Raw genomic sequence first — 15877 nt, forward strand, 5'->3', positions numbered from 1 at the left:
GAGTGGTAGGCGAGTGCTTTCCGGGGCAAAAGTCGGTAATTGAAAGCAAAAAAAGCGGTTTCTTACGAAATCGCTTTTTGGGGTCGGGGCAAACTGGCTAACCAACCTAAATGCTGAGCATTCTGACCACTATATTCATCAATTACCGTATCAACAGCACCGTTCCCTTCACCACAATAGATTTACCCTCATTGCAGGTTACTTCGGCGATGTAAACAAAAGCGCCGGGATCGGCAGGCTTTCCGTTGAAAGTGCCATTCCACCCGAAATTGCGGTCGTTTGGTAAAAAATTCTCGCGTACGAATACCAACTGGCCCCAGCGGTTAAAGATGCGGAAGCTTTTCACGCGCTGAATACCATAGCCTTTTATGGTGAACACTTCGTTCTTTCCGTCGCCATTTGGCGTAAACGCATTGGGAATATACACAGCGCCTTTGCCGCAGGGCACAACAATGCGCAGGTCGTCTTCTGATTCACAACCATATTGCGTGGTCACACGCAGGTGATACACGATGTCTTTATCTGCCACAAACTGCGGTGCTTTACACGTGGTGCAGCTAAGTCCGTCAAAAGGCCACCAGTTATACTTCACCACATCGGCGCTCACCGTGGGTGATAAGGTAGTAACCTGTCCGGCATCTATCGTACGGTCGGGGCCCAGGTCAACCACAGGTAAGTCGGCCACGGTTACCAGCACAAAACCGGTATCGTTAGGACAGGTGTTGCGGCTATAGCCCACTATCTGATAGTTGGTAGTTTGATCGGGCGAAGCCACCGTTGAAGCGCTGTGCGCACTGTTCAATCCAGCCACCGGCGTCCATTCAAAATGGTTGGTGTTGCCACTGGCATTCAGTCGTGTTTGATCACCACGACAGATCAGCACATTATCGCTGTGCTGTAACCGAACTTTTTCATCCACCATAATGTGTATACTGTCTTTCTGCACACAACCAAAATTATTGGTCGCGGTAACATAATACCACGTTGCCTGCATGGCTGTAACAACGGGCGTGGCAGTAGTAGCATCCTGCAGGTTGGTAACCGGCTGCCAGCTGTACTGCGAGCCGTCGTGCGCCTGTAATGGCACCAGGCTGCCGATACAAACCGTTGTATCTTTTGGTGAGGCGGCAGGCACCGGCAATGCATGTATGGTGATGGCGGTATCGTCGGTTACCTGGCAACCGTATTTTGTATTCACGGTAAACGACAGGTCGTATAAACCGGCAAGGTCAAAATAATGTGAAGCTGCGTCGGTGCTGCTGATGGTGTTGCCATTCAGCTTCCAGGTGTATTGAACAATTTCGTCTTCGGAGCTTATGGTTGAATGAAAGTCGATGGTCTGCTGCGCACATTTTTCCACTTCACCATTTATTTGCACCACGGGTTTGGTAAAGATGTGCACGCCTTTGGGCAGGATGAGCGTATCGGAACATCCGTAATAACTATTTACAATAAGCGTAATATCGAATACACCATCGGTGCTGTAGCTATGTAAAGGATTTGTTTGGGCCGATTCCTGTCCATCGCCAAACAACCATTTGTACGACGCCGCTCCGAAGGCCGTCGCTGATTGATTGGTGAACTGCACAGCCCGGTCATTGAAACAGCGCAGCGGACGGTCAATGCTGAAAGCCGCTTGCGCAGAATCTACAATAACGGTGTCGGTTGCTTTTAAGGTGAACGGACAACCTTCAGGACTCGTTAATACAATATTGGGCAAATATTTACCGGCCAGCGGATACACGTGGTTCACAACAGAATCTGCTGGCGAAGACTGCACCGGTGTGCCATCGCCATAATCCCATGCATAGGTGCTGATATTACTGCCGGTTACACGCAGGGGTAAGGTATATGGTGTGCAACCGGTGGAATTACCTACATGCAACTGCCCGATGGGGCCTTTGATGTGAATGATCTTTGTTATAGAATCGATACAACCGCTTACGCCGGTAATGTGCAGCGTTACAGGATAATAACCGGGCACGGGGTAAATGTGGCGCGACGGATTTTTGTCGGTTGAGCCGGTGCCGCCATCACCAAAATCCCACACATATGTACTGGCATAGAGGGAGCTGTCGGCAAACAACACACCCACCGGTGCACAATTGCTGGTATCGCTGGCGCTGAAATCGGCTTTGGGTTTTACCAGTTTGATGTAAGCAGGCGTTGTCACACTATCCATACAGCCATTCTCATCTTTCACAACCAGTTTAATATCGTATTTGCCGTTTGTACTATAGGTGTGTGAGCCGTAGTAGCTGGTGGCCGTGGTGCCGTCGCCAAAATCCCATTGGTAAGTGGCATTGTATGCCGATGAGTTGTTGTACAAAAACACGCTGGTGCTGCCGCATTTTAAAGTATCGTAACTGAAAAAGGCTGCTTTGGGACGATAGGCTTTTACATAGTTACTATATGTTGCCTGTGCTGTACAGCCGATGGCATCTTTTATCGTAAGCGATACCGTGTAAAAACGAACATAGCTGTTGTTGGTATAGGTATGCGAAAGGGCCGTATCCTGGGTAGTGGTGTACACCGGTGTGCCATCGCCAAAATTCCAGTTCCACTCCACAATGGGTGTGCTGCCGTTCTGTTTGCTGGTATCGGTAAAATTCACCAAAAGGGTAGGGTCGCAGGTGGTGAGCGGCAGGCCTATAAAACCGGCGGCGGGGCCTTTCACTGTAATGGGCACGGGATACAACAACGAATCGGTACAACCCAGCTTGTCTTCAATGATCAGCTTTACATAATATACGCCTGTATCGGTGTATTGATGAGAAGTATTGCCATTCAGATACTGACCGTAGCTGGTGTAATAATTTTTATTGTTGATGATGTAGCGCGGCGTGCCGTCGCCAAAATCCCAGGTGTACTTGTTGATGTGCGACGAATCGATACCGATGGTGTGAAAGTTCACCGTTTTGTTGTTGCAGATATCGGTAATGTCGGGCGCAAAATTGGCATGTTCATCGATAATGATCACACGCACCTGGCCACTGGTAATATCGCCGGTCAGTGTGTCTTTTCGTGTAAGCACCACTACGTATTTGGTAGCTGTGGTGGGAAAGGTGTGTGTAACGGGATTCAATGGCGGCGTTGTGTACAGCGGTGAGCCGTCGCCAAAGTCCCAGCTAACCGGAACAGTATTGCTGACCGTATCGGTGAGCGTAAGGGTATATTTATCACTACAGGTTTTGCCGATGGTGAAGCCACCACCACCTCCTCCGCCGCCACCGCCATCGCCTGAACCATCATCGTCGCAAAGGTCGGCCACATCAACCGGTTTGGCGATCGAAGTAACAGTGCAACCCTGTGCAGTGATGATCTTCAATGTAATATTATAACCACCGGCAGTGGTGTAGGTATGCGAAGCATTGTCGACCGTGGTGGAGGTAGTATAACCATCGCCAAAATCCCATACATAACTAACTACCGGATCAATAAGATTGGTTATACGTGCAGTGGCTTTAACCGGCAGCGGTTTGCAACCATCGTGAGGCGTATAGGTAAAATCTACCTGCGGTTGCTGAATACGGAGAATATTTGGCTTTGTCAGGTAAGCGGTACAACCGGTGATAGTGTCGGTGATGGTAAGAGTTACGGTGTAATTTCCAAAACTGTTGTAAGTATGCGCCGGACTGGCAGTGGCATCGTGTGCGCCATCACCGAAATTCCAGTCGTATTTCAAATCATTGGTGGGGCTGCTGCCGTTGGTGAACTGAACCATAAAAGGCACACTGCAGCCGGCCGTTTTATCAACCGAAAAATCAGCCTGCGGGGCGGGCCGCACATTAATGATGTGGTGCGCCGTGTCGTTACATCCGGCAGCATTATAGGCGATCATCATAATATCGTAATCGCCGAGTGTGGTAAAAGTATGTGAAACGTTCTGCCCATACTGTGTTGCGTTGTTATCAGGAAACAACCATTTTACCGTGGAGATAAAAATTGCAGGCGTAATGTTTCCGTATAACACAGTGGCGGTGCCTGAACATACGGTATCGGGTGCGGTAATGCCGGCCGTTGGTTTGCCTGCCAGCACCGCATTGGCACGAACCGAAGTGCTGGTACAATTGGTTCCATTTTTTGCAGTTAGCGTAACCGTATAAGCGCCGGTGTTAGTGTAGGTATGTGAGGGGTTGGCATCGGTTGAAGTTTGGCCGTCGCCAAAATCCCATAAATAGTTAATAGTGCCGTCGCCTGTGCTGGTGTTTACAAAGGTGGCGGCGAAAGGGGTATCGCAACTGTAATACGTGGGGATCGTAAACGATGCATTTACTTTCTGATATACCTGTATGTATTGTGTTTTAATTGCGGCATCGCTGGTACAGCCCCAGTTGTTGGTTACGATCAGCGATACATTGTAATTGCCGTTGCTGGTGTAGGTGAATGAGGGATTGGGATCTGAGCTGCCGCCGGCGCCAAAGTCCCACAGGTAATTGGTGATGGTGCCGGTAGATGTTGTAGCCTGGTTGGTGAAGTGTACGGTGTGTGGTGCACAACCGGCCAGGTCGTCGCCTGTAAAAGCGGCTACAGGTTTTGGGTGCACGGTTACCACATCCTGTTTGGTTCTTACATCGCCATTTGAAAAAGTAACTGTGAGGGTTATCGTAAACGTACCATCCGTTAAATAGTTGGTTCCAACCGTAGCGGCGCCATTGTTGATAATGGTGCCATTACCCAGGTTCCAGTCGCGACGCACTACGGTGCCGCCGGATGAAATGTCGGTAAAGTTTACGCCACCGAGCGGAATACAGCCTTCTTTTTTGTTGATGGAGAAATCAGCAGTTGTTTGCGCCATGGTAGTAAATGAAGCACAGCACAACAACAGGCCAACAAGCAGCCCAAACAGGTAATAGCGGGTAGTAGATGCACTCATAATTTTTCAGATAGTTGCCGGTTACCAGTTTCCGGTTACCTGGCAAAAAATTTGGAAACCCCGACTGTTTTAGCGTTCTCGCAATTCAAGTCCTGGCAACCGGCACCCAGTAACCGGGGACAGTTGCCAGGACTTACATTTCGATCACTCTTTATTGAATCACCAGCTTGTTAATAAACAGCTTTTCGCCTTTGCTGTTCGTGATGGTGGCAATGTATACCCCTTTTGTTAAAGCAGGCAGGTTCACGGTTGTGTTGCTGGTATTACCGGCAAGCATAGTTGCCCACACCTGCTGACCTGCCAGCGTGGTCAATGTTAGTTGCAGCCTGCCGCTTACCGGCTGGCTTACCGACAGGTTCAGTCTGGTGGATGCCGGGTTCGGCGCCAGACTGATAACTGTTTGCTGACTGATCAGGATGGTTACGATAGATGAGATGGTTGAATGGCCATCCACATCTACCTGTTTCAGCCGGTAAAAGTTCTTACCATTCTGATAGTGCGTGGTAGTGAACACGTAATCGCTCACCGTGCTGCTGTTGATCTTACCCGGCACAGTGCCGATGGTTTCAAAAGAGGAACCGTTGGCACTGTACTGCACCTCGAAGGCTTCATTTTGTTGCTCCTGTGCGGTGCTCCAGTTCAGCGTTACGAGGCTGTTGGCATATTGACCATTAAAAAACAGCAGGTTCACGGGCAGCGCAGCCATCGGGAATAAGGTGACGTATGAAAATAAGCTATCCAGGGTGCCGGCAGCGTCTACTATTTTCATCGTATAGCCACGGGAAGTGAAATGAGCAGATGAAAGTTCGGTCATCAAAAACGGAACTGTATCGATGATCACAGAATCGCTTGTTGCATTGATAGCCCAGGTTCCCTGGGCAGAAGTGCTGTCTGACGTAACCATATACGTGCCATTGCTGAAAAAATTGTATTTCAGGCTGGCATAGTTAAGTATGTTGTTCACTGAATCCTTGTGGAACAAGGTGATAACATTAGTGCGCAATACATCTACCCGCTTTTCTATCTTCCAGGTCCTTGAAAATAACTCAGCCGGTTGCGCATGCCCCGCGACAGCGATGGCAACAAGCGCCAGTATGGTAATGAATACTTGTTTCATGATTATGATATTTTTATTAATGACCGGCTTCAAATGCTTTCTTTAACCGGAGATCGATGTTTTTAAACAGGATGGAGCCAGCAATAATATTGCCCAGGGCATTTATTTCTCCCGCAAGGTTGTCGCCGCAATAACTTAAACCGGTGCCCACCGTCACGATCTTTACTTTACCACATTCTTCTACCACGGTGCGGAATACTTTGCCGGGATACAGGAAGTGGCCGGGCTGTGTATAGTTGGTAAACGTAAGGTTCTTATCGTCGGGATAAATCCAAACCTGGTCATAGCGTGTACTATGTAACTCGAAGTTGCAGAAAAGAAGGTCTGTCGAATAGTGATAAATGGTACGGTCGCTGATAAAACCCGGACTATTGTACAGATTGTAGGTATTACAGGCCACTACTGAATCAGGGTTATGCGCTTTTTGTTCTTTCGTCAGGGCGTCAAGATCTTCTTTGCCTGTAATTTCTGAAAGTTTGTTATCTATCCAGGGAATATTGGAAGGCGCCGCTCTTTGTAAAAGGTAGTAGGATCCGTCCAGCACCTGCCAAAAGTATTTGATGCCACCGTTGGTGTTGGTTTCTGAAGCAGTGGCAGGGTCAAATGCATTTGCATTCTTGTAAACCATATTTACAAGCGTATTCTTATCAGCGTTCAGCAGCATGGGGGCAGACAGCCTGTCATAGGGAAAATCCAACGGTGTAGGCGCCGTAAGACTGGCATCGTGCTTCATCATTTTGTACACATATTCTGCATTACAGTTAGCACCATTGGGGCCGGTGGTAGAACAAACCTGTGTTTCCACACGATAGAGATGATAATCCTTACGACCGGTAACATCCCGGTTGGCATTATCCTCAATATCGTTGATCGCCGACTGATTACATACATGATAATCGGCCGTGTCAACCGCCAGCGGATAGTTCCGGCCCAGCGTGCTGCGCATAATGCCATTGGAGGTAGCGATCCATTGAATGGAATCTTTTTCCGAAACACCGGCCAGTATCTGGTCAGAGATAAGCCCGTTGGTAGCAGCAGTGTATAAAGTATAGGAATTTTTGCTGTTTACAGAACCGGAGCCGCCATACACGATCAGCCCTTTATTGGTGCCAATAAACACCTGACCCAGGCGGTTGCCCCAGATAGCGTTGGCGTTGATGGTGGCGCCGGCAGGGAAGATGCAGGAAAGGTTGGCGGTGTTCACATAGGTCCAGTTACCACGACGGCGAACCGCAAAACCTTTGCCGGCGCTGATGGTAGCCCACAAATCACCGGACGGTGTAAGCCACAAGCCATTGAAGATGCCGCCGGCCGGAATACCGATGGTAGCAAAATCGGCTGAAATGCCGGAGTAGGTGCCATCGATGTTGTATTTCAATATACGGGCCGGAAAAAAAGTACCGGACTTGCTGGTATAAGCTGCCACGCTGACCCACACTTCTTTTTTACCTGCTGTTACAGAATACACGTTGCGGCTTTGTGCCGTTTGCGTCGCTGTGGGGTTACAGGTATAAGCCGGGTAGGGGAATTCAGCAGGGTCTGCACCGGCACGATAATCCTCATAAGTACCGCGCGACCTAAAACCGATATCACCCTCCTGTTTGAATGAAAAAGTACCGGGTGTTACAATATAGTTAGGGCTTGACGTGAGATCATTGTATTTATGCGCACTCCAAACAGTACCGTTTGAATCTACTGCCAAACCGGCGCAATTGAGTGTGCCGATGCCGTTACGCCCAAAGTAGGTAAAGCACTCGGCATTTCTGTCGGGCGAAAAGTGCACCAGGCCTGCAGGATTGTTAATAGGGATCTGTTCAATGCCGCCACCCACAGCGGTGCTGCCACCGCGGCCATTGTGGCCGGCCCATATATAACCCAAATGGTCGGCCGCCAGGGCCTGCACGTTAAAGTTCGCCGTACTGGCCAGCGCAACAAACGTGTTGGCATTGGGGTTACTTAATTTGTCGAGCTGATAAACGCCATTGCTTCTTCCTGCCCAGATGTTATAATTTGAGTCAACGGCAATGCAGGTAAACGAGGTTCCGGAGTTGTAGCTGGTGAGCTGTATCTGCGCGTGCAGACACAATGGCAACAGCCACAAAAAGAGTAAACACTTCTTCATGGTTTAATTTTGATTAACTGATAATGATTAGCAAGCGCAGGTTTTTAGGATCTGCCCCGGTTAGGACAGTGTTTTAAAAGGAACGGGTTTCATAAGATGAAGGAAGCTGTACAAAGACAACAATTCAAGGGCAGGCGCCTCGATTTGCTTTGTTTGACTTTGTAAATAAAGGAATTACACCAGCAGGTGGTCGGTGTGTGCATCCAAAGATTGGTAAATAATAAGAGGACTTGCAAAAGGGTGGGGGTGGATGCCGGTTATTTGTTTCATAGAGGACTGAGGTTAATAGTGTGTCAAAATTAGATAAGTTTTGCATTCACCAGATGTAGCCGGAACAATTTACCCAGTTAGGCTATACGCTTAACAGACCCGCCTCCCATTCCTAAGAACTGGCGCAAGACAGGGGATGGCCCTGCTTGTTGGCGTCTTGTGCCATAACTTCCCGGAACAATTTCCGGTTAAATCGTCAAAAACAGTCGCAAATCACCCTCAGATTCTCTCTGTAATGCCGCCAAAATCAGTTACTTTTGCGGGTATTTACAACTCAATTGACTGAATGAAGAATATCCGCAATTTTTGCATTATCGCACATATCGACCATGGTAAAAGTACACTGGCAGACAGGCTGTTACAAACAACGGGCACAATCAGCGACCGTGATATGATGGACCAGGTGCTCGACGATATGGACCTGGAACGTGAAAAAGGGATTACCATTAAGAGCCATGCCATTCAGATCAATTATAAACACAGCGACGGACAGGAATATATTCTGAACCTGATCGATACCCCCGGCCACGTTGACTTCAGCTATGAGGTTAGCCGGGCCCTGGCTGCCTGCGAAGGCGCCCTGCTGCTGGTAGATGCCGCCCAGGGTATTCAGGCCCAAACCATCTCGAACCTGTACCTGGCCATCGACAACGACCTCGAGATCATTCCGGTGATCAACAAAATTGATATGGACGGCGCCATGATCGAGGAAGTAAAAGACCAGATCATTGAACTGATCGGCTGCAAACCCGAAGAAATTCTGCTCGCCAGCGGAAGAACGGGTATTGGAGTAGAAGATATTTTAAAAGCTATTGTAGAACGTATTCCTGCTCCTGAAGGTGATCCTGCCAAACCGCTGCAGGCCCTGATCTTCGACAGCGTGTTCAATTCGTTCCGCGGTATCATTGTGTATTATCGTATCCTCAACGGCAGTTTAAAGAAAGGGGATAAGGTAAAATTCGTTTCAACAGACCTTGAATATGAAGCCGATGAAGTAGGTATTTTAAAATTAACATTGAGTCCCCGGCAGGAAGTTAAAACAGGGGATGTAGGATATATTATTACCGGTATCAAAAATGCGAAGGAAGTAAAAGTGGGTGATACCATTACCCTGGGTAACAACCCCAACCCCGAAATGATTCAGGGTTTTGAGGAAGTGAAGCCGATGGTATTTGCGGGCATCTTCCCGGTAAATACCGATGATTTTGAAGAGTTGCGCGAGTGCATGGATAAGCTGCAGCTGAACGATGCTTCCCTGACATTTGAACTGGAAACATCCCAGGCCCTGGGCTTCGGTTTCCGTTGCGGCTTTTTGGGTTTGCTGCACATGGAAATCATTCAGGAAAGGCTCGAGCGCGAGTTTAATCAAACGGTGATCACCACTGTTCCCAACGTGAGCTTTATTGCCTATACTACCAGGGGCGAAAAAACAATTGTAAATAACCCTTCCGAAATGCCCGAGCCTACACAGCTCGACCGCATTGAAGAGCCTTTTATCAAAGCACAGATCATCACCAAGCCCGAGTACATCGGCAATATCATGACGCTTTGTTTGGGCAAACGCGGTATTTTGATCAACCAGAGCTACCTTACCACAACCCGTGTGGAGCTCCTTTTTGAAATGCCTTTGACAGAAATTGTATTCGACTTTTACGATAAACTGAAGAGCCAGACCCGTGGTTATGCGTCGTTCGACTATCATCCGATAGGTTATCGCGATAGCGATATCGTGAAGATGGATATTTTGCTGAACAGTGATAAAGTGGATGCCCTGAGCGCCCTGATTCACCGCAGCCGTGCACAGGATTTCGGCCGCAAACTGTGCGAAAAACTAAAAGAACTGGTACCCCGCCAGCAATTCCAGATTGCCATACAGGCGGCCATCGGTGCAAAAGTTATCGCCCGCGAAAATATCAGCGCCATGCGTAAAGACGTAACCGCTAAATGTTATGGTGGCGACATCAGCCGTAAGCGCAAACTGCTCGAAAAACAAAAAGAAGGTAAAAAGCGCATGCGCCAGATTGGAAACGTAGAAGTGCCGCAGGAAGCGTTTTTAGCAGTGTTGAAGCTGGATGATTAAATCCTGAGCGAAGTCGAAGCATGAAATTTATTGAGCCGGTATTTGCACATATGCATACCGGCTTTTATTTTTGTTTGATAGCGCATCCCATGAAACGTAACCTGTTTCTTTTGTTAGGTCTGATTGGTACATCCTGCATATCTTTTGCACAGGATGTAAAGCTTATTAAACTGCTGAACGAAAAAACACCTGTACGCGTTCAGCATTTCCACATTACAGTCGTGCGCGACGACCGGGTCGATACATCTGCCATTGGCATTGTTGCTTCGGGTCTTCTTAATAAAAAGAAGTTTTCGTTAAATCTGCAAAACGGCGTTGCGGGTTCGCTAAATGAATTTATTCACAATAATATTTTACAGGATACCGCCACAGCGCCTATAGAATTACATATTTCACACCTGCAGGCAACACAAACGGGCACCGGCATACACACACGAACCGATCTGGCGCTCATGGTTAATTTTTTTATCAAAGGCGAAAAAATATCACATTTCAGTGGCAGTAGTTATGTTGAGGGTGGCGGCGATGTGGTAAAGCCTATTGAAGAAATGATCCGGAAAAACATTCAGAACGGTTTGCTGCAGTTCGATGAATGGTGGCTGAAAAATCAAAATCAGTATTATGCATCGAAAGGCGCCCCACAGGCGGTTAAGGTAAATGCGCAAATAGAAAAAAAATCCGATGATAGTGATATCATTGTATATGCAGCCAACCGCCCATTGCAGGCGGCCGATTTTGAAGCAAAGGCAGATGAATTGAGTATGGCGGCGGCGATTACCAGCAGTGGTATGCTCATTACCTACGATGCCGTAACCATGAATGGCGAAGTGAATATTCTGGTGCATATAACGCCCTATTTCGATAAAATGAGATCATGGTTCCGGAATAAGAACAATTCAAAAACCCTTTTACACGAGCAAAAGCATTTTGAAATTACCTTTATAAAGGCCTGTGAATTGGTGCAAACGATACTTAATACGAAATTTACCGCCAATTACGCCCGCGAGCTGGATCAGCTGAACCGCCAAATACAAAAAGAAAGCGATCAGATGCAGACCGATTATGATGCCCAAACAAAACACGGACAAATTATGGCAGCTCAGCAAAAATGGAATAAATTGATAGATGAAAAAATTTCCGATTTGGGGATTTTGGGATTTTGAGATTTCTTCCGGTTCTGTTTTTCCTTTAAATCGCTAAATCCCGAAAACGCTAATTCACAAAATCATTAAATTCCGAAATCTCAAAATTATGCGCACACCTCTGCAAAAAGGCGAACAGATATTACTGGTAACACATACCAGCTGGGTTAAATTAATAGTTCCTGTGCTGATAGCAGTGGCCGGCTGCGTAGCTTCTTATTTTATCGGCTTTTTGGAATGGGGCTGGATTGCAGCACTGGTTGGCCTGCTGTATTTTATAACGGTATATTTTACCTGGAAAGTGAATATATGGGTAGTAACCAACTATCGCGTCATCGATGAGGCCGGACTACTCAATCATTTTGCCAAGGAAAGTCCGCTCGAGAAGATCAATAATGTGTCGTACGATCAAACCATCTGGGGACGCATTTTGAATTTCGGCCATGTTGAAATTCAAACCGCCGCCGAAATCGGCGCCACCGATTATTACAATGTGCATGGCCCAAAAACATTGAAAGATACCATTACGCTGGCGCAGGCCGAATATAAGAATCTTCAACTGGCCAACCAGGCGCAACACATGGCCACCGCCATGGGCATGCAGGCCGGCGAAGTAAAATATTCAACCACCACGCCCGCACACAATATCGCTTCTGAATTGGAAAAATTACACCAGTTAAAACAACAGGGTATTATCAGTGAAGAAGAGTATAACAAAGCGAAGGCCAGGTTGCTGGGGTAGGAGGTGAATGGTCAATGGTCAATAAAACCCCGAGAGCAACATATTCATTGACCATTGACTATTCACTATTCACCAATTACATTCTTTCAGGCACCCGTATTCCCATCAACGCCATACCCGACCTGATCACATTCACCGTCATTTGAGATAACTGTAAACGTAATTCTTTCTTTTCGGGAGTTTCGGCAGTTAATACCCGCAATTCGGTAAGTAATGAATTGAAGGTTTGTGCCAGCTTAAATACATAGCCAGCGACTACAGAAGGATTCATTTCCTGACAGGCCTGGGCCAGAATAGTCGGATATTTTTCGAGTTCGATAATTACTTTTTTCTCGGGAGGCAAAAGTTCGCTAACTATTTTATTTACGGGCTCGTTCTTCGGCTGTTCTTTTCTTAAAATAGATTGTGTTCGAGCAAATGCATATTGAATAAACGGCCCGGTAAATCCATGAAAATCTATCGACTCTTCAGGATTAAAAATCATTCTTTTCTTTGGATCAACCCGTAACAGGAAAAACTTCAATGCTCCAAGTCCAAGTGTATCATATAACTCTTTCAATTCCTCCTCATTAAAGTCTTGCACTTTGCCTAACTCTTCGGTTTTTTTCGCAGCCACCTGTACCATTTCATCAGCAATATCATCCGCATCCACCACGGTACCCTCCCGCGTTTTCATTCTGCCGGTAGGCAGTTCAACCATACCGTAGCTCAAATGAAAAAGACCATCAGACGAAGGCAGACCCAGCTTCTGACAAATAAGCTTTAATACCTTGAAATGATAATTCTGTTCATCACCTACCACATATATGCTCAGTTCGCTGGGAAATTCGTTTTGCTTTAATTCTGCCAAACCAATATCCTGCGTAATATATACAGCAGTGCCATCACGACGACGCACAATTTTTTCATCCAGTCCGTCGGCAGTCAGATCGATCCAAACACTGCCATCATCTTTCTGAAAAAATACTTTCCGGCGAAGTCCTTCTTCAACCATGTCTTTCCCCAGCAGATAGGTTTCGCTTTCGTAATAAATTTTATCAAAGTCGCTGCCGATGCGTTTATAGGTAACATCAAATCCTTTGTACACCCAGCTGTTCATAGTGCGCCACAGCTCAACTACATCGGGTTTGCCGGCTTCCCAGTCAACCAGCATTTGCTGGGCCGCTTTCATGATGGGTGCTTCTTTTTCCAGCTCCTCTTTTAACGGGCTGTCATTCATCAATTGCTCAGCTTTTTCTTTGGAATGCCCTTGCTCCATCAGCTCAGCCAGTTTCTTTTCCTTTATGGGTACCAGTTGCTTTTTCAATTCGGTTCCGAATAGTACATAATAATCACCCACAAGGTGGTCGCCTTTTATGCCGGTGCTTTCGGGGGTAGCGCCATTGCCGAATAATTGCCAGGCGATCATGCTTTTGCAAATGTGAATGCCCCTGTCGTTGGCAATACAGGTTTTAACCACTTCATAGCCATTGGCCTTATAAATTTCAGCCACGCTCCAGCCGAGAAAGTTATTCCGTAAATGGCCGAGATGCAGCGGTTTATTGGTGTTGGGAGATGAGTATTCGACCATTACGCGTTTGCCGTTCCTGTTTTGACGGCCATATCCGGCATCATTATATTGCTCCTGTAAAAACTGCAGCCACCAGGCATCGCTTATGGTGAGATTTAAAAAACCTTTGATCACATTAAAACCTGTAAAAAGCTGGCTGTTGCCGGCTACAAGCGCCTGTCCCAGTTCATTTCCCAATGCTTCGGGCTGCTTTCTAAGCGTTTTTGTAAAAGCAAAAAGAACCACGGTATAATCACCTTCAAATTCGGGTTTGGTTTCACTTACAGTAATAGAAGAGGGGTCAACATCTGCCTGGTACAATTTCTTAATCTGTACGCTAACTGCCGACTGTATAACAGGAACGATTGCCATGCTTGATTTTTGTGTGGCAGCAAAAATAGTACAATAGCAGGGAGAATATTTTGAGATTTAGAGATTTTGGGCTTTCGGGATTTATTGGGAAGATTGAATTGGAAGAAATCTCAAAATCGATAAATCCAAAAATCTCAAAATCAAAAAGCCGCTCTACAACGGAGCAGCTCTTTGTTAGTTGATTTAGGGGTTAAACCGGGGCCAAATATGTAGCTTTTTAAGATATGAAAAACAATTGTTAATTTTTTTTGACATTCGTCAAATCTGACCTAAGTAAATGCGGGGAATACAAAACAGGCGCGGGTCAGGAAGAATGAACCCTGCGCCTGACCGAAATTCAAAAATTTGACACTTTTAATAGAAAGGTGATCGGTAATTATTGATATTCAGTTAAATTTGCACTGGATTAAATACTGATCGTGAAGAACCTGATAACTGGAGTAATAGACTACTTTTACCCACCCTTCCGAAAATTCATGCCTTTGCAAACCTTTCGGTATGCAGCCTGTGGAGGGGGAAATACGCTTTTGGATATATTCATCTACTACCTAAGCTACCATTTTCTGTATAGGGAACAAGACGTTCATACGCCTTTCATTACTATAAGTCCGCATATTGCCGCTTTATTAACCGGGTTGGCTATCAATTTCCCGCTCGGCTTTTATTTAAGCCGCACCATTGTATTCAGCGGATCAACTTTACGCGGCCGGGTGCAGTTATTCCGTTATTTTTTAATGGTTACTATCTGTATCGTTTTAAACTACATTTTTATAAAGCTGTTTGTTGAGCAGTGCCATATTTATCCCACAGTGTCAAAAGTGCTCACCACTATTATTGTAGTTGCATTCAGCTTTATCACGCAAAAGAATTTCACGTTTAAAGTCGAAAGCTCGGGAGTTGTTAGCAGCAATGATCAAACCAATTCGGCAGCTTAGTGCTCCTTCGCGCTTCGCCTTGTGCAGTAGCGCTAAGAGCATAAACGAGAAAAAGAGAATAAAGAGAAAAGGCAATTCAAAGCGATCGACTAACCGAACTTTAGAGCGATGTGTATAGAATCAGGAAGTCCTGAATAAGAATATCTCCTTTTTCTCTTTCAACTCCTATACTCTCTTAGCGCCACTGCAGCATTGCGGAGCGAAGCGTAGCTCAATGTTCCTTTGGCTCGGTCATACTAAACCAGTTGCCGCATCCGTCGGTTATGATGGCTTCTATACCGTAAAACTGTTCTTTGGGTTCTGATTTAAATTGAACGCCTTTTGCTTTTAATTCTTCATAAGTAGCCCGGCAGTCGGGTGTATAAAATGCGCCGGCGCCCATTACCCCTTTTTCGAGCAATAGCTTCAGGGCATTGCGTACATCTTCATCGTACCCGTTTACAGCGCTTGTTGCCGGAAATAAAATTACTTCCAGATCGGGTTGTTCGGGCGGGGTAACCGTCAGCCAGCGGAAGCCATTGTCCATAGTAGCATCGGTATGAACTTTAAAGCCCAGCTTGTTAACATAAAAATCATAGGCTTTATCCTGGTCGGTAACAAAATAGCTGGTGTGAGAAACTTTAGTGATCATATTGATTTGTTTTGATCAAAGCTATTATTTACGGAAGGAAG

9 protein-coding genes are annotated in these 15877 nt (G+C 46.4%); 4 read left to right on the plus strand and 5 right to left on the minus strand.

What is annotated here, in order from left to right; all coding sequences use genetic code 11:
* Positions 1-142: 142 nt before the first annotated feature.
* The 3 genes from AC59IL_RS15750 to AC59IL_RS15760 all read right to left on the minus strand — a co-directional run bounded on the left by AC59IL_RS15750 (position 143) and on the right by AC59IL_RS15760 (position 8115).
* Positions 143-4876, minus strand: a complete 4734-nt coding sequence (locus AC59IL_RS15750; RefSeq protein ID WP_496553118.1) for a PKD domain-containing protein — start codon at positions 4874-4876, stop codon at positions 143-145.
* A gap of 151 nt (positions 4877-5027) precedes the next feature.
* Positions 5028-5993 carry a T9SS type A sorting domain-containing protein gene (locus tag AC59IL_RS15755; RefSeq protein ID WP_496553119.1) on the minus strand — a complete coding sequence of 322 codons (966 nt, stop codon included), beginning with the start codon at positions 5991-5993 and terminating at the stop codon, positions 5028-5030.
* 16 nt (positions 5994-6009) lie between these two features.
* Positions 6010-8115: a hypothetical protein gene (locus tag AC59IL_RS15760; RefSeq protein WP_496553120.1), complete on the minus strand. Its 2106-nt coding sequence runs from the start codon at positions 8113-8115 to the stop codon at positions 6010-6012.
* Between the two features lie 556 nt (positions 8116-8671).
* Between AC59IL_RS15760 and lepA the strand changes: the two genes are divergently transcribed.
* From lepA to AC59IL_RS15775, 3 genes are all read left to right on the plus strand, one after another.
* Positions 8672-10465, plus strand: a complete 1794-nt coding sequence (gene lepA, locus AC59IL_RS15765) for a translation elongation factor 4 (protein ID WP_496553121.1) — start codon at positions 8672-8674, stop codon at positions 10463-10465.
* Positions 10466-10485: 20 nt separating this feature from the next.
* Positions 10486-11628 (plus strand): DUF922 domain-containing protein, encoded by a 1143-nt coding sequence (locus AC59IL_RS15770; protein WP_496553122.1) that lies wholly within the window; start codon positions 10486-10488, stop codon positions 11626-11628.
* Between the two features lie 88 nt (positions 11629-11716).
* Complete coding sequence (locus tag AC59IL_RS15775; protein ID WP_496553123.1) at positions 11717-12349, plus strand: SHOCT domain-containing protein; 633 nt, start codon at positions 11717-11719, stop codon at positions 12347-12349.
* 76 nt (positions 12350-12425) lie between these two features.
* Here the strand turns inward: AC59IL_RS15775 and argS are convergent, their stop codons facing one another.
* Positions 12426-14270, minus strand: coding sequence for an arginine--tRNA ligase (gene argS / locus AC59IL_RS15780; RefSeq protein ID WP_496553124.1), 1845 nt, complete (start codon positions 14268-14270; stop codon positions 12426-12428).
* A 476-nt stretch (positions 14271-14746) separates the two neighbouring features.
* Between argS and AC59IL_RS15785 the strand changes: the two genes are divergently transcribed.
* Positions 14747-15205, plus strand: coding sequence for a GtrA family protein (locus AC59IL_RS15785; RefSeq protein WP_496553125.1), 459 nt, complete (start codon positions 14747-14749; stop codon positions 15203-15205).
* 211 nt (positions 15206-15416) lie between these two features.
* Here AC59IL_RS15785 and AC59IL_RS15790 read toward each other — a convergent pair whose 3' ends face one another.
* Positions 15417-15836, minus strand: coding sequence for a VOC family protein (locus tag AC59IL_RS15790; protein ID WP_496553126.1), 420 nt, complete (start codon positions 15834-15836; stop codon positions 15417-15419).
* Positions 15837-15877: the final 41 nt, after the last annotated feature.

This window comes from Niastella sp. sgz303648, from assembly GCF_059587045.1.

What these genes read in the sequence shown, in the direction of transcription:
- lepA (WP_496553121.1), top strand. Translation starts at nt 8,672, where the DNA reads ATGAAGAATATCCGCAATTTTTGCATTATCGCACATATCGACCATGGT.
- AC59IL_RS15785 (WP_496553125.1), top strand. Translation starts at nt 14,747, where the DNA reads ATGCCTTTGCAAACCTTTCGGTATGCAGCCTGTGGAGGGGGAAATACG.
- AC59IL_RS15755 (WP_496553119.1), bottom strand. Translation starts at nt 5,993, where the DNA reads ATGAAACAAGTATTCATTACCATACTGGCGCTTGTTGCCATCGCTGTC.
- AC59IL_RS15790 (WP_496553126.1), bottom strand. Translation starts at nt 15,836, where the DNA reads ATGATCACTAAAGTTTCTCACACCAGCTATTTTGTTACCGACCAGGAT.
- AC59IL_RS15750 (WP_496553118.1), bottom strand. Translation starts at nt 4,876, where the DNA reads ATGAGTGCATCTACTACCCGCTATTACCTGTTTGGGCTGCTTGTTGGC.
- AC59IL_RS15770 (WP_496553122.1), top strand. Translation starts at nt 10,486, where the DNA reads ATGAAATTTATTGAGCCGGTATTTGCACATATGCATACCGGCTTTTAT.
- AC59IL_RS15775 (WP_496553123.1), top strand. Translation starts at nt 11,717, where the DNA reads ATGCGCACACCTCTGCAAAAAGGCGAACAGATATTACTGGTAACACAT.
- AC59IL_RS15760 (WP_496553120.1), bottom strand. Translation starts at nt 8,115, where the DNA reads ATGAAGAAGTGTTTACTCTTTTTGTGGCTGTTGCCATTGTGTCTGCAC.
- argS (WP_496553124.1), bottom strand. Translation starts at nt 14,270, where the DNA reads ATGGCAATCGTTCCTGTTATACAGTCGGCAGTTAGCGTACAGATTAAG.